This window comes from Microbacterium sp. A20 (assembly GCF_004794515.1).
In the GTDB taxonomy this organism is placed as follows: domain Bacteria; phylum Actinomycetota; class Actinomycetes; order Actinomycetales; family Microbacteriaceae; genus Microbacterium.
The window spans coordinates 80,688-102,602 of record NZ_SSDF01000082.1 but is presented as its reverse complement, the minus strand read 5'-3'; the positions used below and the strand labels follow the sequence as shown (position 1 = coordinate 102,602).

Sequence of the window (21,915 nt, the reverse complement as noted above, 5' to 3'; positions counted from 1 at the left end):
AACGAGAAACGTGCTGCGGTTCCGATTGCCCCGAGCGTAGCGAGGGCGGTACCGGTCGCACCATCCCCTCCCTGCTGCGGTACCGGTGCCGCGACCTGCTCCTCTTCCGTCTGTCCGGGACGCGGCGTAGCGTGCCGGTATGTGCCGAAACATCGTCCCGCTGAACAACCTCGAGCCTGCCGCGACCGATGACGAGTGCCACGACGCGGCCCTCCAGTTCGTGCGGAAGATCTCCGGAGCGAACGCGCCGTCGCGTGCCAATCGCGCCGTGTTCGACCGTGCGGTCGCCGAGATCGCGCAGGCGACGAGAGTCCTCCTCGACGAGCTCGTCACGACCGCGCCGCCGAAGAACCGCGACGAGGAGGCGGCCAAGCGCCGCGCCCGCTCGGCCGACCGTTACGAGGCCATCCGCGTCTTCCAGCAGGAGAAGCGCGCTGCGGCGGCCGGATCCTGAGACAGCGCCACGCAGGAGGGGCACGATCGGCGGGTGCGTCGAGGATCGATCTCGTCCATGAACGCATGCGGATGCGCCTCCCTCGGTGCGTGCGGGCCTATGCCAGAATCGACATACCCCGCTCGACTTTCCCAGCGGCCCCGGTGATGAAGGCGCCGAGGTCGCACGACCGATCCCCATCGGTCAGGGAACCTCCCCAAGGAGAGCCGCACCTATGCCAGAGGATGCTCCTCGCGTACTCGTCGTCGACGACGACTCGGACGTCGCCCTGCTCGTGAAGACCGTGCTCGAGAGGCGGGCCGGCTGCATCGTCGACGTCGCCGAGGACGGGAGGGCCGCTGTCGAACGCGTGGCGCAGGTGCGGCCCGACGTCGTCGTGACCGATATCGAGATGCCCGGACTCAACGGGCTCGAGCTTCTCGCCGAGCTCCGTCGCACGGTTCCCACCGTGCCCGTCGTGGTGATGACTGCCCATGTGTCGGTGGAGTACGCGGTCTCGGCGCTGCGCGCGCAGGCGGATGAGTTCCTCACCAAGCCTCTCGACAACGCCAAGCTCGTCGAGTCGGTCACGCGACTGGTCGAAGAAGGCCGCCGCCGCCGCGAGGAAGCACGCCCGAAGGAGCGCGTGCTCGCGATCGGCGCCCATCCCGACGACGTCGAGATCGGGGTCGGGGGACTCCTCGCGGCGCACTCCCGGGCGCAGGACGAGATCACGATCCTCACCCTTTCCCGCGGAGCGCGCGGGGGCGATGCCGAAAGCCGGCAGGACGAGTCGCTGGCGGCGGCGGAGATGCTCGGTGCCCGGCTGTTCCTGAAGGATCTCGTGGACACCGAGATCTCGGGCGGCGGCTCGACGGTGCGCCTCATCGAGGAGGTCGTGCAGGAGATCCAGCCGACGATCGTCTACACGCACTCGAGCAACGACCGCCACCAGGATCACCGCGCAGTGAGCGAGGCCACCATCGTGGCGACCCGCCGAGTGGGAACGGTCGCCTGCTACCAGAGCCCGTCGTCGACGATCGACTTCCGTCCGACCCGGTTCGTGCGGATCGATCAGTATCTCGACGACAAGCTCCGACTGCTGGAGCGCTTCGGCTCGCAGACGGCGAGCCGCGACTATCTGGCGCCCGAGTTCGTCACCGCGACGGCGCGGTACTGGTCGCGGTTCGGGGGCGGAACAGCCGTCGAACCCTTGGAAGTGGTGCGCGAGACAGCCGAGTTCATCGGCGCCCATGAACTCAGCCGACGGGAGAGCTGATGACGAAGCGTGTGCTGGTGACCGGAGCAGGCGGACCGGCCGGAGTCGCCGTGATCCGATCCCTCCTCCGCCGATCCGATCTGACCGTGTTCGCCGCCGACATGGACGGCTGGGCGAGTGGTATCTACCTGGTGCCGGCGGAGCAGCGTCGCCTGGTCCCGCCGGGAAGGGATGACGACTTCGTGCCGGCGATCGCGCGGCTGGTCGAGGCCGATCAGCTCGACCTCGTGATCTCGACGGTCGATGTCGAGCTCATCGCCCTGGCCGAGCGGCGGGAGGAACTCGCGCCCGCCGTGCTCGCGGCCCCGTCGGCAGACACGCTCAACACCGCTCTCGACAAGCTCGCGCTCGCCGAACGGTGCGCGCCGACCGGGCTCACTCCGCGCACGGTCCTCGCCGGCCCCGATGCTCAGGCGGTCGACTGGGAGTTCCCGGTCTTCGCCAAGCCGCGTCAGGGCGCCGGCAGCCGCGGCGTGCGCCTCGTGCCCGACCGGGCGGCACTCGAGGCGCTCCCGACGGACGAGGGTCTCATCGTGCAGGACTTCCTCCCGGGGGAGGAGTACTCGGTCGACGTCATCGCGGATGCGGCGGGACACGTGGTCGCCGCGGTGCCCCGCACCCGCGCGCGGGTCGATTCCGGGGTCGCCATCGCCGGACGTACCGTGCAGAATCCGGAGCTCGAGGACGCGGCGGCAGCGATCGCCCGCGCCATCGGACTCGTCGGAGTCGCGAACGTGCAGCTGCGCCGGGACCGCGCCGACCGGGCCGTGCTGCTCGAGGTCAACCCGCGCTTCCCCGGCGCACTGCCGCTGACGATCGCGGCCGGTGTCGACATCCCGTCACTCGTGGCCGACCTGTTCCTCGGACGCGAGCTGCCGGTGCGCGTGCCGTTCCGCGAGGTCGCGTCGGTGCGCTTCCTGGAGGATGTGATCGTCGAGGTCGACGACGTGCTGGTCTCCGCCCACGCGGGCCATCAGGAGGAGCTGTGAGTCACGCCGTGCTGCGCGGTGACTTCCACGTGCACTCGACCTTCTCGGACGATGCGGTGTCGACCCTCGCCGAGAACGTCGAGGCGGCGGCGGCCGCCGGGCTGACCACACTGCGTCTCGTCGATCATGTGCGCCAGAGCACCACGTGGGTGCCGGAGTACGTGGCTGCCGTCCGCGGGCTGCGGCTGCCCGAGGGACTGACCGTGCTCACGGGCGTGGAGGCCAAGATCCTCGACGCCGCGGGGTCGCTCGACATCCCGGCTCTTCCGAACGGCATCGACCGGATCCTGATCGCCGATCACCAGTTCCCGGGCGTCGACGGCCCGCTCGGCCCCACAGCCGTGCGCGAACGGATGGCCGCGGGCTGGGCCCCCGACGACGTGCTGGACGAGCTGGTCGACGCGCTCATCGCGACGATGCGCCGGCATCCCGGCAACCAGCTCGCGCACTGCTTCTCGATCCTCCCCAAGATCGGTCTGTCCGAGCTCGATCTCGGGCGGGAGCGCACGGAGGCGTGGGCGCGCGCGGCGGCCGAGACCGACACTCTGGTCGAGGTCAATGAGAAGTGGGGGTGCCCCGGCGCCGACGCGCTGTCGGCTCTTCTGCGTGCCGGGGGAGCGATCGTCGCCTCCACCGACAGCCACGATGCCGCCGAGGTCGGCCGATACTCGCGTGTCATCCCCCTGCTCGACGCGGTGGAGGCCTCCTGATGGCCGACCTGACCTGGCTGCAGACCGTCTTCGTGGTCATCCTCCTGCTGTGCGTCCTGGTCGGCACGCTGCCGGTGATCAACACCGGGCTGCAGTTCCTCATGCTTCCGGTGCACGCCTTCCGCAACCACTACGGCAAGGCGGCGCCGTACCATCCGAACGTCGCCGTCATCATCCCGGCGTGGAACGAGGGGGCGGTCATCGGCCCGGCGATCGAGCGGCTGCTCCAGTTGGAGTACCCCGCCGAGCGCCTGCGCGTGTTCGTCGTCGACGACGCGTCCACCGACGACACCCCCGCCATCGTCGCGGCGAAGGCCGATGCCCACCCCGGACGGGTCGTGCACCTGCGTCGGGAGAAGGGCGGCGAGGGCAAGGCTCACACGCTCAACCACGGCCTGGGCGTGGTGCTCGCCGATGCCTGGACCGAAGCCGTGCTCATCATGGATGCCGACGTCATCTTCGCGCGCGACTCCCTGCGCAAACTCAGCCGGCATCTCGCCGACGAGAAGGTCGGGGCCGTCACCGCCTATATCGCGGAGGGCAGCCGTGACCGGAACTACCTCACCCGCTTCATCGCGATCGAGTACGTGATCGGCCAGCTGTCCGCTCGCCGTGTGCAGAACGTGGGCGGCGCGATCGCCTGTCTCGCCGGGGGCGCCCAGCTGCATTCGCGGGCGAACCTGGAGGCGATCGGCGGGCGCATCCCGACGGGGACTCTCGCCGAAGACACGATGACGACGTTCGAGGGTCAGCTCAAGGGTCGTCGGATGGTCTTCGAGCCGCACGCCGTCGTGCTGGCCGAAGAGCCCCGGACGATCGACAGCCTCTGGAAGCAGAGACTGCGCTGGGCCCGCGGCAACGTGCAGCTCACCTCGATCTACCGCAAGCTGTGGTTCCGACCGAGCCGGGAGCACAACCTGGGCAGCTTCTCGTTCGGGCTGGCCTGGTTCACCATCCTGCTGCTCCCCGCGTTCATGCTCCTGGCGGCGGCGGGAATGCTCGCCCTGCTCTTCCTGCACAGCGACATCGCGGAGTTCGTCTTCCGCTTCATGTGGATCTCGGCGGCCTGCATCTACCTGTTCTCGATGCTGTACTCGGTGCAGCTCGATCCACGGACGGGCCGGCACTCCTGGCGCGAGGCGATCATGTTCCCGGGGCTGGGGGCGCTCATCCTGATGGCGATCGCCCTGTTCCCCTGGGCTTTCGAGTCCCTCCTCGCCGCTGTGGGGCTGGGCCTCACGGATCAGTCCCGCATCTTCTGGGCCGTGGTGTTCTACCTGTGGGGTCCGATCTCGATGCTCGGGATCTGGCTGGCGCGCGCGGTGGAGCCGCTCCCCGGCGGGCGGTTCTTCGCAGGGCTTCTGCTCTACGTCTGCGGCTACGGCTCCCTGCTGTGTGCCATCACCGTGGATTCCTACATCAAAGAGTGGCGTCGCGCAGACGCCTCCTGGATCAAGACCGAGAAGATCGGACGCGTCGACTCATGACCGCTGCACCGTCACCCGAAGCCGAGCGGGAGGAGATCGTCGCGGATGCCCGACGCGAGCGACGACTGATCCCGCAGGCGGCCCTCGCGCTCGCTGTCGTCATCGTCGTGGTCGTCGTGCGAGAGCTGTTCCTTCGATGACCGGGAGGCCGTTGGCTCTCGTCGTCGAGGACGCCCCCGATCAGGCTGCGCTCCTGCGCCGCTATCTCGAGCGCGAGGGCTTCGACGTCTTCATCGCGCATGACGCCGAGTCGGCGATCGCGGCATTCCCGGAGATCGATCCCGCGGTCGCCGTACTCGATCTGCTGCTTCCGGGGATCTCGGGGCAGGCGTGCGCGCGCCTGGTGCAGGAGCAGTTCCCCGACTGCTTCCTCGTGATCAGCTCGGTGCTCGATGCCGCCGACTACCCGCCGGCGGATGCCGCGCTGCCGAAGCCGATCACGGGCGCGGATCTGCATCGGATCGTGGAGCAGGTGAAGAAGTGAGGGCGACGGCCATCGACCGGGCCGAGAGCCGGTGGTACCGGATGTTCGACAACCCGAGCCCTCTGGTCAAGCAGCTGCCGTCCGCCGCCGCCATCGTCATCGCGGCGCTCCTGTCGTGGGGTAACGCGGACCTGCCGTTCACACATCTCGGCGTCGCCCTCCTGGGGCTCGGACTGGTCCTCGCAGCGACCGTGCAAGCCGTGGTGCTGAGCGCCCGCCATGTCTACGACGGCTGGGTCGTGCTGCTCATCCCCATGGTCGACATCATCGGGTTCGGGCTGTTCCGTGCCGGTACCGGTGGCGCCTCGTCGATCTTCGGCTCGCTGGTCATCCTCCCCGTGGTCTGGATCGCGGCTGCCCCGGGCATCCGCTGGGTCTTCGTCGTCGGCGGACTCACCTCCATCGCACTGCTCATGCCGTACTTCGCCGACCCGCCGTCGACCTCGGTCGAGTGGTTGCGCGGTGTCGTCGGGCCGCTGGTGTTCTCCGCGGTCGCCGCGGTCGTCAACGAGCTGTCCCGCCAGCAGCGCATGCGCGTGGAGCAGGCGGAGGAACTCGTCGTCGAGCGCACCAAGGCGCTGTCGGAGAACGTGGCGATGATCGTGCAGTTGCGCGACAAGGAGCGTCAGTACCGGGAACTGCTGGACTCCTTCGAGAGTCTGTGGGCGTCAATCACGGCGCAGGCGGTGATCGCGACGGACTGCAGCGGGAAGATCACGGCGTGGAACCCCGGAGCCGAGCGCCTGCTGGGGCTCTCGGCGGAGGAAGCGCGCGACGGCGTGCGCATCGACCGCTTCTTCTCCACGGCGGTCCTGTCGATGCTGGCGGCCGACAATGCGGACCGCCCCGGCTCGGACCACGAGCTTCTGCCCGGCTATGCGGATCTCTCGCCCGGAATCCAGGCGCTGTTCGCCCAGGCCGACGCCGGCCTTTCGGTCGACGGAGACATCGAGGTGACGACGGCGGGCGGCACGACGGTTCCCGCTCGGGTCACCGTCACCCCGCACAAAGACGGCGCGGGCGCGCAGCAGGGGTATCTGTTCGTCCTCACCGACGAGACCAGGGCCGTCGAGGTCGCGCGCATGAAGGACGAGTTCGTCGGGATGATCTCCCACGAGCTCCGCACGCCGCTGAGCGCGATCATCGGGTTCCTCGATCTGCTGCAGAACGACCCCGGACAGCCGCTGACCGAGGACCAGCAGGAGTTCGTCGGCATCATCGAGCGCAATGCGAAGCGTCTGCTCAACCTGGTCGGCGACCTGCTGTTCACCGCGCAGGTCGAATCCGGGCGGTTCCCGCTCGAGCGCGAAGAGGCGGATGTCGTCGAACTGGTGCGATCGGCTGTCGTCTCCGCGGGACCGCACGCGCAGCGCGAGGGCATCTCGATCGAAGCCGAGGTGGGGGCCGACGCGATCCCCCTCCTGATCGACTCCGGGCGGATCGGTCAGGCGCTCGACAACCTGCTCTCCAACGCCATCAAGTTCACCCCGCGTGGCGGGCGCGTCAGTGCCCGCGTCCGGGTGGTCGACGGGGGAGTGGAGCTCGCCGTGCAGGACACGGGTGTCGGGATCCCGGAAGACGAGCAGGGGATGCTGTTCACCCGCTTCTTCCGTGCATCGACAGCCACGCGCAACGCCGTGCCGGGTGTCGGGCTCGGTCTCACGATCACGCGGGCGATCGTCCTGGCGCACGGCGGGAGCATGGATGTGGCCAGCCAGGAGGGCGTGGGCACCGAGTTCCGCTTCATCCTGCCGTCCGCACCCCGCACCGAGGTGCTGACGAGTCTGAGCCGCGCCGACTGACCTCCCACCGCCTACTCGCGGGTGGTACCGTGGATGCATGGATACCACGTTCGTCGCACCGATGGGTGATCGCGGCCGTCTGGTCGTCCCCGCGGAGCTCCGCACCCGCCAGCACTGGGAGCAGGGCGTCCCGCTGCTGATGATCGAGACGGCGGGTGGGGTCATCCTCGTCACGCGCGAGCAGGCGAAGGCGCTCGTCAGGTCGCAGCTCGAAGGCAAGGACGCTCTGGAATCGCTCCTCGCCGAACGCCGGGCGGCCGCGAACTCCGAGGACGCCGCTGCGTGATCGTTCTGGATGCGTCCGCACTCCTCGCATTCCTGCAGGGCGAACCCGGAGCGGATCGCGTCGAGGAGGTTCTCGACGAAGCGGTGGTCGGGGCGGCGAACTGGTCCGAGGTCGCCCAGAAGGTGCGGGCCTCCGGTGCCGACTGGGGCGTGGCATCCGGACTGCTGCTCAGCTATCGACTGCGCGTCGAGCCGGTGTCGCACCGTGACGCCGAGGAGGCAGCCCGCCTGTGGAAGCGCGGGAGTGGACTCTCGCTCGGCGATCGCCTGTGCCTCGCGGTGGCGGCCCGCCTCGACGCGGTCGCGCTCACGGCGGATCGCGCCTGGGGGGAGTCCGAACGCGTCGAGCAGCTTCGGCGTTGACCTGACGGCGGCGGCCATGCCTGATAGCCTGGTCGGCTCGGCATGCGCGGGCGGAAGGACGGCCACGCACCGTGGGCTACATCGATGTCTCCAGTGTCTCGCTGACGCTCCCCGACGGCAGACCGCTTCTCGACGAGGCGACCTTCCGCGTCGGCGCAGGCTCCACCAGTGCCTTGATCGGCCCGAACGGGGCGGGCAAGACCACGCTGCTGCGCATCATCCGCGGCGATCAGGCGGCCGATGACGGTGTCGTCACGATCGACGGCGGCCTCGGCGTCATGGACCAGTTCGTCGGACACGGCGAGGCGGGCGAGACCGTGCACCAGCTGCTGGTGCGGGTCGCGCCCCGGCGCATCCGCGCGGCGGCCGAAGCCCTGGAGGCGGCGGAGAACGCGCTGATCGAACGCGACGAGCATGACACGCAGATGGCGTACGCGTCGGCGATCGCCGAGTACGCGGATGCCGGCGGCTACGAGCACGAGACCGTCTGGGATCAGTGCACGGTGGCCGCGCTGGGCGTCCCGTTCGAGCGGGCGCGGTATCGCGAGCTCACCACGCTCTCCGGCGGCGAGCAGAAGCGGCTCGCGCTCGAAGCCCTGCTGCGCGGACCCGATGAGGTGCTGCTGCTCGACGAGCCGGACAACTACCTCGATGTGCCGACGAAGCGGTGGCTGGAGGAGCAGCTGCGCCAGACGCCGAAGACCGTGCTGCTCGTGTCACACGACCGTGAGCTGCTCGCGCGCGCCGTCGACCGGCTGATCACGCTGGAGCCGGGCGGCGCCGGTGCCACGGCATGGGTGCACGGCGGTGGCTTCTCGACCTATCAGCAGGCGAGGAGCGACCGGCTGGATCGGCTCGACGAGCTGCGTCGGCGCTGGGACGAACAGCATGAGAAGCTGCGCACGCTCGTCGCGAACCTCAAGGTCAAGGCCTCGGCGAACGACGGCTTCGCCTCGCGCTATCAGGCGGCGCAGACGCGCCTGCGCAAGTTCGAGGAGGCGGGTCCGCCCGAGGAGCGCCCGCCCGCACAGGACTTCGACATGCGTCTGCGCGGCGCACGCACCGGCAAGCGGGCCGTGGTCGCGCAGCGGCTCGAGCTGACCGGGCTCATGCGTCCCTTCGATGCGGAGGTCTGGTACGGCGACCGGGTCGCGGTGCTCGGATCCAACGGGTCGGGCAAGTCGCACTTCCTGCGGTTACTCGCCCGCGGCGGCAGCGACCCCGATGCGACTCTCGGTCATGTCACCTCGAGCGGGGAGCAGCTGGGCGCGGTCGAGCACACCGGCACCGCGACTCTCGGCGCACGGGTCGTGCCCGGTCTGTTCGCGCAGACGCACGCGCATCCGGAGTTCGTCGGGCGCTCGCTCCTGGAGATCCTGCATCGGGGCGACGACCGCCGCGCCGGGATGCCGAGGGACGCCGCGAGTTCGGCGCTGGACCGGTACGGACTCGTGCGGCAGGCGCAGCAGACGTTCGACTCGCTGTCGGGCGGGCAGCAGGCACGGTTCCAGGTGCTGCTGCTCGAGCTCTCCGGGGCGACGCTGCTGTTGCTGGACGAGCCGACCGACAACCTCGACCTGGAGTCGGCGGAGGCGCTGGAGCAGGCGCTCGCGCGATTCGAGGGGACCGTGCTGGCTGTGACGCACGACCGGTGGTTCGCCCGGTCGTTCGATCGCTTCCTGGTCTTCGGGGCCGACGGCGAGGTCTATGAATCGGACGAGCCCGTGTGGGACGAGAAGCGGGTGGCTCGCGCTCGATGAGGGGTGGACCACGCTGACGCGGACCCACCTGTAAAAGGTGAAATAATACCGAGATGACAGATCTCGGGGACACTCATTCACGCGGGTCGGAGGCGGTTGCGTTCGTGCATCGCAGCGGCCTGGTCGACCGGCCTCGACTGCGGAAGATGTTCGACGCTCTCGAGCAGGGGTTCCGCATCGTGGGCATCTGGGCGCCTGCGGGCTCGGGCAAGTCCGCTCTTCTCGAGCAGTGGACGGCGACGCTCGACGGCGCCGTGTGGATCGCGGACGCCGGCGTCGAGGAACAGGCCCTCGACGCCATCGCGCGGAGCAGGGAATCGGGGGACCCCCGGGTGTACCTCGTCATCGACCAGCTGGATCGCGGGTCGGCGCGCGTGGTGGACGCCATCGCGTCGGCGATCGACAGCGGCGACGCCCGCCTTCGGGTGGTCCTGGCCGGACGATTCGACGCGCTTCCCGCGTCGCCCGCGAGATGGGCGCGGACGCGCGAGATATCCGGAGCAGATCTCGCGTTCACCGCCGAGGAGGCCGCCACACTGTTCGCCGGCGCGATGGATCCGGCCGGGAACACGCTGCGGGGACTCCTCGCACGCACCGGGGGATGGGTGACGGCGCTCGTGCTCGTGCGCCGGCTGCTGGAGACCGGCGACCGTGCGGCGATGGAACGCTTCGACGGCGACAGCCGCCCCGTCGCGGACTACCTCGTCGCCGAGGTGCTGGCCCCGCTCACGCCCGCGCAGGAAGAGGTGCTGCTCTGGTCGGCTGTCGCGAGGACGGTGTCGGCGGCTCTCGCGGTCGAGGTCACGGGGATCCCCGATGCCGGTCGTGTGCTCGATCGGCTCGCGCGGATCACCATGCTCGTGGTGCGCACGAAGGACGATTCCTTCCGTTTCCACCCGATCCTCTGGGCGTTCCTCGCAGCGGAGCAGCGTCGCCGTGACCTCCCGCGAGCGAACAGCGCTCATGCCGCGGCAGCCGAGTGGTTCTCGGCGAGAGGAGACCTGCGCCGCGCCCTCGATCAGGCTGTCCGGGCCTCCGACTCGACCGCTCTCGCTGCGTTCCTCGATCAGCATGGCTACGAGCTGATCTTCCGCGGCGAGTCCGGTTCCGTGATGCGCGCCGTTCGCGCGGTCGCGCAGAAGGATCGCGAGCGGCTGGAGGCGGATATGGGCCTCCTCCTCGCGGTCCCGTACTTCGACGACCGCCGCGGCGCGGCGCAGCTGCTGCGTGTGCGCAGTCGCGCCACGCAGAGAAGGCCTCCGAGCGTGGTGGACGAGATCGTGGACGCTCTCTGGGCGCACGCGAACCGACGGCAGGATGGCACCCGCGACGTGGCACTGCTGCCCGTCGCCGCACGCGTCTCGCGCGGAACCGCGCTCCTGCTCGAGTACGCGCAGGTGTGGACCGCGGGCGCGAGGGACGGCGAGATGGAGGAGAACAGGAGCGCGGCCCTCGTGCAACTCGGCTCGCCGACCGCAGACACCTCGGAACTGCGGTGGCTGCGGATGCTGATCCTGGAGAGTGCGCTGTCGATCGTCTCCCGGGCGCCGAGTCGGATCGGGATGGAGCCCGTCCTCCTTCAGCTCGAACGAAACCCGCTCAGTGGTGCCGACGAACGCGACGACGTGGCAGCGCGGGTCGTGTGCCTCCAGGCGACGCAGGCGTACCATCGGGCCGATCCTCTCGCGGTGAGCGTGCTGCGACGCTGGAGCCCGCGCGCCGGCGCGCGCGTCGATCATCTGACGCAGACGCTCCTCGCGCTCGACGAACTCACTCGCCGCGGTGGCACCGACGCGCTCGCGCACGTTGCGGCTCTGATCGAGAACGATCTCGCCGACTCGCTCGTCAGCCTCGCCTACGCCGTCATCCCCGCCATGGGCTCCGCAGTCCGTCAGGGTGACGGCCCCCTGGCCGACCGTCTGCTGGCGCGCAGCCGACGCGTCCTCGGCGAGTACAGCATCGAAACGGCGACCGTCGCGTTCCTCCGTCATCCGAATCGGGAGGGCGATCACGCCCTCCGGGAGGCGCTGGCACACGGTGCCCCGCGCTCCGCTCCGCTGACTCTCGCCTCCGCGTGGGTCGCCCTCGCCGTGCACGCGGAGCGGCAGCGTCGCGACGCGTCGGCGACAGCGGCGATCCTGAACGCGCTGATGTGTGCGGCCCCGCTGAGGGCGGTGCGGCCGTTCCTCCAGGAAGGTCAGGAGCCGGCTGCCGTGCTGCGCGCACGCATCGAGCGACTCGGAGCCTGGCGGCCGATGGCGGAGGCGATCCTCGCCCATCCGGACCTGGCGATGTCGGAGCAGACCGCACCCGTCGAGATCGCCAAACTCACGACGCGGGAACACGAGCTGCTGCGTGAGCTTCCCGCGTATCAGAGCATCGCCGAGATCGCAGGACGTCGGTACGTCAGCGCCAATACCGTCAAGTCCCAGCTGCGCAGCATCTACAGCAAGCTGCAGGTCAACGGACGCGCCGAGGCGGTCGAGGCCGCTCGACGCGTGGGTCTCCTCTGATCTCACCGATCGGGGAGGGGCTCGCCGCCATGTGAGACCACGAGCCCCTTCTTCGCATCCGGTCAGCCCGCGAGTACGCGCGTCTTGATCTGCTCGTACTCCGCAGCGTTGATCGTGCCGGCATCGAGGAGGGCCTTCGCCTTCGCGATCTCGTCGCTCGGGCTGCTGCCGGCGACCGACCTGATGTAGTCGGCGGCGGCTGCTTGCGTGGCCTGCGTGTCGCGAGCACCGCGCTCCGCCATTCCGCCCCCACGGGCGATCAGGTAGATCAGGGCGGTGAGGAACGGAACGAAGACCAGGAAGATCAGCCAGGCCGCCTTCGCCCATCCGTTCAGCTTGTGATCGCGGAACAGGTCCGTGATGATCGCGAACAGCGCGAACAGGTACGCGAACAGGACGAACGCTGCCAGGAACCACCAGACGATGTCCCAGAAACCGGCCCAAAGGGTCATGAAGTCACCTCTCATAGAGAACGGGACCCACTCGGATCCCGCGGTCTCAGACTCGCTCCAGCCGATGAGGGGCGTCATCCCCTCATCGGGGTGAAAGGCGGCAGGCCCGCTTCCCGATGCCGTCGCGGACCTTCGCCGCTCCGCACCGTCTCGAGCTCTGCCCGAGGCGACGGCCGCGCCCGGGTAGGCTGGTCGGGTGACCATGGAGATCGAGCTCGGCCGAGGAAAGCGCGCACGTCGCGCGTACACGTTCGATGACATCGCGGTGGTGCCTTCCCGGCGCACGCGCAACCCGGAGGATGTGTCCACCGCCTGGACCATCGACGCCTTCGGGTTCGGCATCCCGGTGCTCGGCGCGCCGATGGATTCGGTCGTCAGCCCGCAGACGGCGATCATGCTGGGCCAGCTGGGCGGGCTGGGCGTGCTCGACCTCGAGGGACTGTGGACGCGGTACGAGAACCCGGAGCCGCTGCTCGCCGAGATCGCCGGCCTCGACGAGGGCACGGCCACGGTCCGCATGCAGGAGCTGTACGCCGAGCCGATCAAGCCCGAGCTCATCACGAGCCGCCTCGCTGAGATCCGCGAGGCGGGCGTCACGGTGGCGGGCTCACTGACGCCGCAGCGCACCCAGGAGTTCTACGACACCGTGGCCCGCGCCGGCGTCGACCTGTTCGTCATCCGCGGCACCACGGTGTCGGCCGAGCACGTGTCGAGCGTCGCCGAACCCCTGAACCTCAAGAAGTTCATCTACGACCTCGATGTCCCGGTCATCGTCGGCGGGGCCGCCACCTACACCGCGGCCCTGCACCTCATGCGCACAGGAGCAGCCGGAGTGCTCGTCGGATTCGGCGGGGGAGCAGCGTCCACGACGCGCGCGACCCTCGGCATCCACGCGCCCATGGCGACCGCTGTGTCCGACGTCGCCGCCGCGCGACGCGACTACCTCGACGAGTCCGGCGGCCGCTACGTGCACGTGATCGCCGACGGTGGTGTCGGCACCTCCGGCGACATCGTCAAGGCGCTCGCCATGGGTGCGGATGCGGTCATGCTCGGCGTCGCGCTGGCTCGCGCCACCGACGCCCCCGGCCGCGGATTCCACTGGGGTCCGGAAGCCCACCACCCGAAGCTCCCGCGCGGCCGCCGGGTCGAGGTCGGAGGGATCGGCACGCTCGAGGAGATCCTCTACGGTCCCGCTCCGGTCGCCGACGGCACCGCGAACCTGATCGGCGCGCTGCGCAAGTCGATGGCGACCACCGGGTACTCCGACCTCAAGGAGTTCCAGCGGGTCGAGGTCGTGCTCGCGCCCTACGAGGCCTGAGGTTCAGCGCACCACCGTGACCACGCCCGCACTGTTCCCCCCGACCCTTCGTGAGGTCATGCTCCGGGGACGTTGGATCGGCATGCTGCTGCTGTGCCTCCTCGTCGCCGGTGTGTTCGCCTGGCTCGGGCAGTGGCAGCTCGAGCGGGCGATCGAGACGGATCCGCCCGAGCCCGGTGCGACCGAGCAGGTGCAGCAGCTCACCGAGGTTCTCGAGCCGGGGCAGTACCTCCCCGAGCCGCTGGTGGGACAGCGTGTGGAGACGTCCGGGGCCTGGGTCCCCGATGACTTCATCGTCGTGTCGAGCCGGTTCAACGACGACGTCGAGGGCTACTGGGTCACCGGTCAGCTGCGCGTCGACGAACGGAGATCGATCGCGGTCGCGATCGGCTGGGCCCCGGATCGCGCGGCGGCGGATGCGGCAGTGAAGGAACTCGAGGCCGGTGCCGACGGGTCGGTGGTCGAGATCTCGGGGCGCATCATCTCCGACGAGGGCCCCAAGGTTCCCCCGCACTCCGATCCGGAGCGGTTGGATCGGATGTCGCCGGCTGCTCTCCTCAGTCGTTGGCACGACATCGAGCAGCTCGACGTCTACCGCCCCTATCTGGCCTCGACGACGGCGACCGCCGGCCTGATCGACATCTCGTCGCCGGCGCCCGATGAGATGTCGCCGGTGAACTGGCTGAACGTCTTCTATGCGGTGGAGTGGGCGATCTTCGCGGGCTTCGCGTTCTACCTCTGGTACCGCCTGGCGAAGGATGCCTGGGAGCGCGAGGTCGAGGAGTTCGAAGACGCGGCTGCGGCGAAGACACCCTGATCATCGCGCGCATCCGCGCGCGAATCGATGCGCAATTGCGTGCCGTCTCTCCGCGATAGCGACCTTCGTCAGGGGTCGTCGAGGCCATCCGGTGAGCGCTCGATGACGAATCGGAAAACTCCGTTGAGGATGTCCGGACCGCTACGTATGCTCGCACCATGTGAGCACGCTGGGAGTTCTCCCTGTGCGCCGTGACAGTCCTGAGAAGTGTCGAACCCGACCGAGGAGACAGCACCGATGATGTCCGCTTCAGACGACGAGAACCGCAGGGTTCCCGTCTCGCACCGTAGAAGTCAAGGGCGCATCGGCGCTCTCGCCGTGACCTGCGTCGCCGCGCTGAGCCTCGGCTCGCTGGCCGCTGTGCCCGCCACAGCCGACACCACGGGCACGGGGGTGGTGATCAACGAGGCGTATCTCTCCGGCGGCAGCGCAGGGGCGGCGTTCAAGAACAAGTTCGTCGAGCTGTACAACCCGACCTCGGCGGCGATCACGCTCGACGGCATGTCGCTGCAGTACCGGTCGGCGACCGGCACCGGCGCCTCCAATGGCGTCGCCCCGCTCACCGGCGTGATCCCGGCCGGCGGCCACTACCTGGTGCAGGGCAACAGCAACGGCGCGAACGGTGCGGAACTGCCGGCTCCCGATGCCACGAGCACCCTGACTCCGAGCGGCACGAACGGCACGCTGGCGCTCGTCCAGGGCACGGCCGCGGTGACTCTCACCCCCGGCTCGGTCGTGGGCGTCGACGGTGTGATCGACGTCCTGGGCTACGGCACCTCCAACACGTTCGAGACGAAGGCCGCGACCCCGCCCGCCGGCAACACCGACGTGAAGTCGCTGAACCGCACCGACGGTGTGGACACCGACGACAACAGCGCCGACTTCACGCTCTCGGCCACGATCACTCCGCAGAACTCCGGCGACACCGACCCGGGCACCGACCCCGGCGGCGAGCCGACAGAGGCGACGATCGCCGAGGTGCAGGGCACGACCGACGTGTCGCCGCTGAGCGGCAAGACCGTGCAGGTCGAGGGCGTCGTCACAGCCGACTACCGCACCGGCGGCTACAAGGGCATCGTCATCCAGACGCAGGGCTCCGGCGGTGCGACGGACGCGACTCCCGGCGCCTCGGACGGCGTGTTCGTCTTCTTGAACGCACTGGCTCCGAGCGTCGAGATCGGAGACCTCGTCTCGGTCACCGGCTCCGTGAGCGAGTACTTCGGGCAGACGCAGCTGAACCCCGCTGCAGCCGCCGACATCGAGGTGCTGACCGCCGGCGTCGGCGTTCCCGCCGTCACGCCGCTGCCCGCCACGGTGCAGGGTGCCGACCGCGAGCAGTACGAGAACATGTACGTCGCTCCCGAGGGCAGCTACCGTCTCGCCTCCAGCCACCAGCTGTTCAACTTCGGCACACTGTGGCTGAATGCCGGTGCCGATCTGGCCGTGAAGAGCACCGAGACCACGCGTCCCGGCGCTGAGGCGGCGGCCATAGCCGCGGCCAACCGCGCCAACCGCATCCTTCTCGACGACGGCTGGTCCATCCAGGTGTCCAACAGCGGGCACCCCGGAGAGCAGCCGTACTTCACCAAGGACACGGTGGTCCGAAACGGCGACACCGTCGACTTCGGCGACAACGGCTACGTGCTGCAGTGGGGCTTCAACGACTGGCGTCTGCAGCCGGTCGTGCCGATCGACGACTCCTCGTCCGCCGACCTCAAGGTCGGGTTCGAGGCGACGAACCCGCGCACCGACTCCGCGCCTGAGGTGGGCGGCGACGTGCAGGTCGCGTCCTTCAACGTCTACAACTACTTCACGACGCTGAAGAGCGAGAACTCCAACGCCCGCGGGGCCGCGAACGCGGCGCAGTTCGCGATCCAGAAGTCCAAGATCGTCGCGGCGATCAACGGACTCGACGCCGAGATCGTCTCCCTCATGGAGATCGAGAATTCGGTCAAGCTGGGCAAGCCCGTCGACACGGCCCTCAAGGACCTGGTCGCCGGACTCAACGCCGACGCCGGCAGCGAGGTGTGGGACTACGTGCCCACGCCCGCCGCGCTGAACGACGCGGCGACGACCGACTACATCACCAACGCGATCATCTACAAGAAGGACGCCGTCGAGACCGTGGGCGACAGCGCCACGGTGACCGACGAGACCGTGTGGGGCAACGCGCGCGAGCCGATCGCGCAGGCGTTCGACATCGACGGCCGCGTCGTCACTGTGGTGGCGAACCACCTGAAGTCGAAGTCGCCGCCCGAGGGCGCAGGTGCCGAGCCGGCAGACGGACAGGGCTTCTTCAACGCCGACCGCGTGAAGCAGGCGAACGCGATCCTGGCCTTCACCGCCGAGCTCGAGGAGACCACCGGCAGCAGCGACATGCTGCTGATCGGCGACTTCAACGCCTATGGCAAGGAAGACCCGATCGACGTGTTCACCTCGAAGGGGTGGAGCGACCTCGTCGCCGACAAGACCGATGGTCAGTACACGTACACGTTCGACGGTGAGCTCGGTTCGCTCGACCACGTGATCGCGTCGCCGTCGCTCACCTCGTCCATCACGGGCGCAGGCGTGTGGGGCATCAACTCGCCGGAGTGGAGCGATCGCGGCTACGCGTACGGCGCCACCGAGTCGGGAACGCCGTACCGGTCCAGTGACCACGACCCGATCATCGTCGGCGTCTCCTCGGAGATCCCGCCGGTGAGCATCGACGTCGTCACGGTCAACGACTTCCACGGTCGGATCGAGGCCGACGGCGCCGCCGCCGGTGCCGCCGTGCTGGCGGGAGCCGTGAAGCAGTTCCGCGACGCGAACCCGAACACGATCTTCGCCGGTGCCGGTGACCTGATCGGTGCATCGACGTTCACCTCGTTCATCAACGACGACAACCCGACGATCGACGCGCTGAACGCGGCCGGTCTCGATGTCAGCGCCGCGGGAAACCATGAGTTCGACCAGGGCTGGGAAGACCTGCGCGATCGCGTGCAGGAGCGCGCGGACTGGGAGTACATCTCCTCGAACGTCTTCGTGACCGAGACGGGCGAGCCCGCGCTCGCACCGGCCTGGGTGAAGGAGCTCGACGGCGTGAAGGTCGGCTTCGTCGGTGCCGTCACCGAAGACCTCGACTCGCTCGTCTCGCCCGAGGGCATCAAGGACCTCGAGGTCCGCAGCATCGCCGACTCCGTGAACGCGGTCGCCGACGATCTGCGCGACGGCGACGAGTCCAACGGCGAGGCGGATGTCGTCATCCTGCTCGTGCACGAGGGCGCTTCCAGCGTCGAGCTGTCGAGCATCACCCCGGATTCGCCGCTCGGCGAGATCGTCTACGGCGTCGACGACGACGTGGACGCGATCGTGTCCGCACACACCCACCTCGCCTACAACCATGTGATCGACGGCCGCCCGGTCGTCTCCGCAGGGCAGTACGGCGAAAACCTGGGCCTGATGAACATCAAGGTCGACCCGAAGACGAAGGACCTGATCTCGATCACCAACGAGATCAAGCCCCTCACCGCGGCGGGCAAGCCGCTGTATCCGGCGGTTCCCGAGGTGCAGGCGATCGTCGACAAGGCCAAGGCCGAGGCCGACGTCCTGGGCGCGATCAAGGTCGGTGACATCACGGCCGACTTCAACCGGGCGCGCCAGAGCGACGGCAAGACGGAGAACCGCGGTGGCGAGTCCACCATCGGCAACTTCGTCGCCGACGTGCAGCAGTGGTCCACGGGCGCCGACCTGGCGCTCATGAACCCCGGCGGCATCCGCGCGAACCTCACCTACGCGTCGTCCAACGCGAACGATCCCGCAGGCAACGTCACCTATCGCGAGGCGGCGACGGTACAGCCGTTCGCCAACACGCTGGTGACGCTGACGCTCACCGGTGCGCAGCTCAAGGGCGTGCTCGAGGAGCAGTGGCAGCCGGCGGGTTCGGCGCGTCCGTTCCTGAAACTCGGAGTCTCGGAGGGTCTGGTCTACACCTACGACCCCGCTGCGGCACAGGGAGCACGGATCACGTCGATCACGCTCAACGGCACGCCGGTGGACCCGGCGGCGAACTACACGGTCGCCGCCAACTCGTTCCTCGCCGCGGGTGGAGACAACTTCTTCACCTTCAAGGAGGGCGCAGGCAAGCGCGACACCGGCAAGATCGATCTGCAGTCCATGGTCGACTGGTTCGACGCCAACAAGACCGCGAGCCCCGACTACGCCCAGCGCGCGGTCGGAGTGGCGGTCAGCCCCGCCGATGCCGACGGATACAGCGCCGGCGACCAGGTGACGGTGTCGCTCTCCTCGCTGGCCTTCAGCGCGGGCGAGCCGGCGCCGGGCGAGGTGACGCTCTCGCTGGGCGACACCGTGCTCGCCACCGGAGCCGTCGATCCGGCGGTCGTCGACACCACCGACGAGGGCGGTCGCGCGAGCCTCACCTTCACGGTGCCCTCCGGCGTCTTCGGGGAGCAGTCGCTCACCGTCGCCGTCGCCGGAACCGGGACGACCGTGCAGGTGCCGTTCGCGATCGCCGGTGAAGAGGAGTTCGCCGGCACGATCGCCCTCGGCTCGTCGAAGGTGACCGCGGGCAAGGGCCTCAAGGTCACCGGCGAGGGCTATGTGCCCGGTGAGACGGTGAGCATCGAGCTGCGTCCGAAGAAGGGCAAGCCGGTCCCAGTCGGCACCGTCCAGGTGGGTGCCGACGGCACGTTCAGCACCCAGGTCACCGTGCCGAAGAGCGCGCCGTCGGGCAAGTACACCGTCGCCGCGTCGCAGGCCGACGGGGATGCGGCGACCGCGACGGTCACGGTCAACCGTGCCGGCGGAATCGTCGGCGCGATCCTCGACTGGCTCTGGGAACTGCTCACGCGGTGGTTCTGATCCGGGACGAGTGGTTCTGATCCGATAGCCGGATGACACAGGCGGAGGCCGTCGGGAGTGATCCCGGCGGCCTTCGTCGCGCCCGCCGTCTCCGCCCCCGCTCCTCGGCACAACTTCGGAGTCCGAGGCAGACACGCCGGGCTGAACGCCCGAGGATCGGCGTGTGGCTTCCGATCTCCGAAGTTGTGTCGTCGCGGGTGGGGAGCGCGACCGTCTGCGGCCGGATTCGGCATGATTTCCCGGCGGCTAGACTGGACGCATGCCCGAACCGAAAGTCGCCAGCTTTCCGGCGATCCGCGGTGCGCTGAAGTTCTACCAGATCGCGTCGATCATCACAGGAGTCATGCTGCTCCTGCTGCTGACCGAGATGGTGCTGAAGTACACGCCGATCCACCTCGAGCTCTTCATGGGAGGCTCCGGAGGGCCGCTCTGGTTCGCCGGAGTGCTCGCCGGGCCCGACTGCCAGTGGTGGTCGCTCTTCGCCCCGATGACCAACTCCTGTGAGATGACTTCGCTGGGCGACGGGTTCAACCTCTCGCTGTTCATCCTCGTGGCGCACGGCTGGTTCTACGTCGTGTACCTCTTCGCGTGCTTCCGCATGTGGAGCCTGATGCGCTGGCGCTTCCCGCGGTTCATCATGCTCGCGCTCGGCGGCGTCGTGCCGCTGCTGTCGTTCTTCATGGAGGCGGTCGTCGCCCGTGAAGTCAAGACCTATCTCGCCACCAGAGAGGCCGCCGAGGCCTCCACCCCCGCCCCGGAAGGTGTCCGTTGACCGAACAGTCCGAGACCCAGCAGCGTCCTGCGCTCGTCGTCGACTTCGGCGCGCAGTACGCGCAGCTGATCGCCCGTCGTGTGCGCGAGGCCGGCGTCTACAGCGAGATCGTGCCGCACACGGCCACGGCCGAAGAGATCGCCGCCAAGAACCCGGTCGCGATCATCCTCTCCGGCGGTCCCTCGTCGGTGTACGAGGAGGGCGCGCCGAAGCTCGACCCGGCAGTCTTCGACCTCGGGGTTCCGACCCTCGGCATCTGCTACGGCTTCCAGTACATGGCCCAGACGCTGGGCGGCGAGGTCGCGAACACCGGCCTGCGCGAGTACGGCGCGACGGATGCCGCGATCTCCGGCGACGGCGGCACGCTGCTCGGCGGTCAGCCGGTGGAGCAGAACGTGTGGATGAGCCACGGCGACCAGGTCGCCAAGGCCCCCGAAGGCTTCGACGTGCTCGCGACCACGGATGCGACCAAGGTCGCGGCGTTCGCGAATGAGGAGCGCGGGTTCTACGGCGTGCAGTGGCACCCCGAGGTCAAGCACTCCGACCACGGCCAGCGCGTGATCGAGAACTTCCTGCACAAGGGGGCGGGTCTCGCCTCCGACTGGAACAGCGGCAACGTGATCGCCGAGCAGATCGAGCGCATCCGCGCGCAGGTGGGTGACGCCCGCGTCATCTCGGCGCTCTCGGGCGGGGTCGACTCCGCAGTCTCCACGGCCCTCGTACACAAGGCCATCGGCGACCAGCTCACCGCGGTCTTCGTCGACCACGGCCTTCTCCGCAAGGGCGAGCGCGAGCAGGTCGAGAAGGACTACGTCGAGTCCACCGGCGTGCGTCTCATCACCGTCGACGCGGCAGACACCTTCCTCGGTCACCTCCAGGGTGTGACCGACCCCGAGGAGAAGCGCAAGATCATCGGCCGCGAGTTCATCCGCGCGTTCGAGAAGGTGCAGCTCGATCTCGTCGCCGAGGCGAAGGCTTCGGGCGGCGCTCCCGTCAAGTTCCTCGTGCAGGGAACGCTCTACCCCGACGTGGTGGAGTCCGGCGGCGGTGCGGGCACCGCGAACATCAAGTCGCACCACAACGTGGGCGGTCTTCCCGACGACCTCGACTTCGAGCTGATCGAGCCGCTGCGGGCCCTCTTCAAGGACGAGGTCCGTGCGATCGGTCGCGAGCTCGGCATCCCCGAGGCGATCGTCGGACGCCAGCCGTTTCCGGGGCCCGGTCTTGGCATCCGGATCATCGGTGAGGTCACCGCTGACCGTCTCGAGATTCTGCGTGAGGCCGACGCCATCGCCCGCGAAGAGCTGACCAAGGCAGGGCTCGACCAGGAGATCTGGCAGTGCCCGGTCGTGCTGCTGGCCGACGTGCGCTCGGTGGGCGTGCAGGGCGACGGCCGCACCTATGGTCACCCGATCGTGCTGCGTCCGGTGTCGAGCGAAGATGCCATGACCGCCGACTGGACGCGTCTGCCCTACGACGTGCTGTCGAAGATCTCCAACCGCATCACGAACGGTGTGCGCGACGTGAACCGCGTCGTGCTCGACGTCACGTCGAAGCCGCCGGGGACCATCGAGTGGGAGTAGGGAGCGCG

General features: G+C 69.0%; 18 protein-coding genes. 17 read left to right on the top strand and 1 reads right to left on the bottom strand.

The annotated features are described in order from the left end of the window. The first annotated feature begins 139 nt into the window (after positions 1-139). From DW298_RS12305 to DW298_RS12255, 12 genes are all read left to right on the top strand, one after another. Complete coding sequence (locus tag DW298_RS12305) at positions 140-454, top strand: DUF2277 domain-containing protein (protein WP_136042767.1); 315 nt, start codon at positions 140-142, stop codon at positions 452-454. A 214-nt stretch (positions 455-668) separates the two neighbouring features. Further along, positions 669-1,712 carry a response regulator gene (locus DW298_RS12300; protein WP_136042766.1) on the top strand — a complete coding sequence of 348 codons (1,044 nt, stop codon included), beginning with the start codon at positions 669-671 and terminating at the stop codon, positions 1,710-1,712. Next, positions 1,712-2,701, top strand: coding sequence for an ATP-grasp domain-containing protein (locus tag DW298_RS12295; protein WP_136042765.1), 990 nt, complete (start codon positions 1,712-1,714; stop codon positions 2,699-2,701). Before DW298_RS12300 ends, DW298_RS12295 begins: the two co-directional genes overlap by 1 nt. Next, a complete protein-coding gene (locus DW298_RS12290) occupies positions 2,698-3,411 on the top strand; it encodes a PHP domain-containing protein (protein WP_136042764.1) in 714 nt (237 codons plus the stop codon). The genes DW298_RS12295 and DW298_RS12290 overlap by 4 nt, the downstream gene beginning before the upstream one ends. Beyond that, positions 3,411-4,898, top strand: coding sequence for a glycosyltransferase (locus tag DW298_RS12285; protein ID WP_136042763.1), 1,488 nt, complete (start codon positions 3,411-3,413; stop codon positions 4,896-4,898). The genes DW298_RS12290 and DW298_RS12285 overlap by 1 nt, the downstream gene beginning before the upstream one ends. Next, entirely contained in the window at positions 4,895-5,038 is a 144-nt protein-coding gene (locus tag DW298_RS19360) for a hypothetical protein (protein ID WP_168429499.1), read from the top strand. The genes DW298_RS12285 and DW298_RS19360 overlap by 4 nt, the downstream gene beginning before the upstream one ends. Positions 5,039-5,049: 11 nt before the next feature. Then, the gene (locus tag DW298_RS12280; RefSeq protein WP_240745118.1) at positions 5,050-5,382 is read left to right on the top strand and encodes a response regulator; all 333 of its coding nucleotides are present in this window, start codon (positions 5,050-5,052) and stop codon (positions 5,380-5,382) included. Beyond that, positions 5,379-7,184: an ATP-binding protein gene (locus DW298_RS12275; RefSeq protein WP_136042761.1), complete on the top strand. Its 1,806-nt coding sequence runs from the start codon at positions 5,379-5,381 to the stop codon at positions 7,182-7,184. Before DW298_RS12280 ends, DW298_RS12275 begins: the two co-directional genes overlap by 4 nt. A gap of 37 nt (positions 7,185-7,221) precedes the next feature. Next, positions 7,222-7,470: an AbrB/MazE/SpoVT family DNA-binding domain-containing protein gene (locus DW298_RS12270; RefSeq protein WP_136042760.1), complete on the top strand. Its 249-nt coding sequence runs from the start codon at positions 7,222-7,224 to the stop codon at positions 7,468-7,470. Continuing rightward, complete coding sequence (locus DW298_RS12265; protein ID WP_136042759.1) at positions 7,467-7,832, top strand: type II toxin-antitoxin system VapC family toxin; 366 nt, start codon at positions 7,467-7,469, stop codon at positions 7,830-7,832. The genes DW298_RS12270 and DW298_RS12265 overlap by 4 nt, the downstream gene beginning before the upstream one ends. Positions 7,833-7,903: 71 nt before the next feature. Next, positions 7,904-9,592 carry an ATP-binding cassette domain-containing protein gene (locus DW298_RS12260; protein ID WP_136042758.1) on the top strand — a complete coding sequence of 563 codons (1,689 nt, stop codon included), beginning with the start codon at positions 7,904-7,906 and terminating at the stop codon, positions 9,590-9,592. 146 nt (positions 9,593-9,738) lie between these two features. After that, on the top strand, positions 9,739-12,105 hold the full coding sequence (locus DW298_RS12255) for a LuxR C-terminal-related transcriptional regulator (protein WP_168429500.1): 2,367 nt from the start codon (positions 9,739-9,741) through the stop codon (positions 12,103-12,105). A gap of 62 nt (positions 12,106-12,167) precedes the next feature. Here the strand turns inward: DW298_RS12255 and DW298_RS12250 are convergent, their stop codons facing one another. Continuing rightward, on the bottom strand, positions 12,168-12,557 hold the full coding sequence (locus DW298_RS12250; RefSeq protein WP_136042756.1) for an SHOCT domain-containing protein: 390 nt from the start codon (positions 12,555-12,557) through the stop codon (positions 12,168-12,170). 202 nt (positions 12,558-12,759) lie between these two features. On the opposite strand from DW298_RS12250, the gene DW298_RS12245 reads away from it, so the two are divergent. The 5 genes from DW298_RS12245 to guaA all read left to right on the top strand — a co-directional run bounded on the left by DW298_RS12245 (position 12,760) and on the right by guaA (position 21,907). Further along, positions 12,760-13,875 carry a GuaB3 family IMP dehydrogenase-related protein gene (locus tag DW298_RS12245; protein WP_136042865.1) on the top strand — a complete coding sequence of 372 codons (1,116 nt, stop codon included), beginning with the start codon at positions 12,760-12,762 and terminating at the stop codon, positions 13,873-13,875. A 58-nt stretch (positions 13,876-13,933) separates the two neighbouring features. Beyond that, positions 13,934-14,692, top strand: coding sequence for an SURF1 family cytochrome oxidase biogenesis protein (locus tag DW298_RS12240; protein ID WP_205820368.1), 759 nt, complete (start codon positions 13,934-13,936; stop codon positions 14,690-14,692). A gap of 237 nt (positions 14,693-14,929) precedes the next feature. Beyond that, positions 14,930-19,552 (top strand): ExeM/NucH family extracellular endonuclease, encoded by a 4,623-nt coding sequence (locus DW298_RS12235; RefSeq protein WP_136042754.1) that lies wholly within the window; start codon positions 14,930-14,932, stop codon positions 19,550-19,552. A gap of 259 nt (positions 19,553-19,811) precedes the next feature. Continuing rightward, complete coding sequence (locus tag DW298_RS12230; protein WP_136042753.1) at positions 19,812-20,324, top strand: DUF3817 domain-containing protein; 513 nt, start codon at positions 19,812-19,814, stop codon at positions 20,322-20,324. Beyond that, a complete protein-coding gene (gene guaA, locus DW298_RS12225; RefSeq protein ID WP_136042752.1) occupies positions 20,321-21,907 on the top strand; it encodes a glutamine-hydrolyzing GMP synthase in 1,587 nt (528 codons plus the stop codon). Before DW298_RS12230 ends, guaA begins: the two co-directional genes overlap by 4 nt. Positions 21,908-21,915: the final 8 nt, after the last annotated feature.

Coding starts and splice junctions, on each gene's coding strand:
- DW298_RS12305 (WP_136042767.1), top strand. CDS start 140: ATGTGCCGAAACATCGTCCCGCTGAACAACCTCGAGCCTGCCGCGACC.
- DW298_RS12300 (WP_136042766.1), top strand. CDS start 669: ATGCCAGAGGATGCTCCTCGCGTACTCGTCGTCGACGACGACTCGGAC.
- DW298_RS12295 (WP_136042765.1), top strand. CDS start 1,712: ATGACGAAGCGTGTGCTGGTGACCGGAGCAGGCGGACCGGCCGGAGTC.
- DW298_RS12285 (WP_136042763.1), top strand. CDS start 3,411: ATGGCCGACCTGACCTGGCTGCAGACCGTCTTCGTGGTCATCCTCCTG.
- DW298_RS19360 (WP_168429499.1), top strand. CDS start 4,895: ATGACCGCTGCACCGTCACCCGAAGCCGAGCGGGAGGAGATCGTCGCG.
- DW298_RS12270 (WP_136042760.1), top strand. CDS start 7,222: ATGGATACCACGTTCGTCGCACCGATGGGTGATCGCGGCCGTCTGGTC.
- DW298_RS12255 (WP_168429500.1), top strand. CDS start 9,739: ATGTTCGACGCTCTCGAGCAGGGGTTCCGCATCGTGGGCATCTGGGCG.
- DW298_RS12250 (WP_136042756.1), bottom strand. CDS start 12,557: ATGACCCTTTGGGCCGGTTTCTGGGACATCGTCTGGTGGTTCCTGGCA.
- DW298_RS12245 (WP_136042865.1), top strand. CDS start 12,760: ATGGAGATCGAGCTCGGCCGAGGAAAGCGCGCACGTCGCGCGTACACG.
- DW298_RS12240 (WP_205820368.1), top strand. CDS start 13,934: ATGCTCCGGGGACGTTGGATCGGCATGCTGCTGCTGTGCCTCCTCGTC.
- DW298_RS12235 (WP_136042754.1), top strand. CDS start 14,930: ATGATGTCCGCTTCAGACGACGAGAACCGCAGGGTTCCCGTCTCGCAC.
- DW298_RS12230 (WP_136042753.1), top strand. CDS start 19,812: ATGCCCGAACCGAAAGTCGCCAGCTTTCCGGCGATCCGCGGTGCGCTG.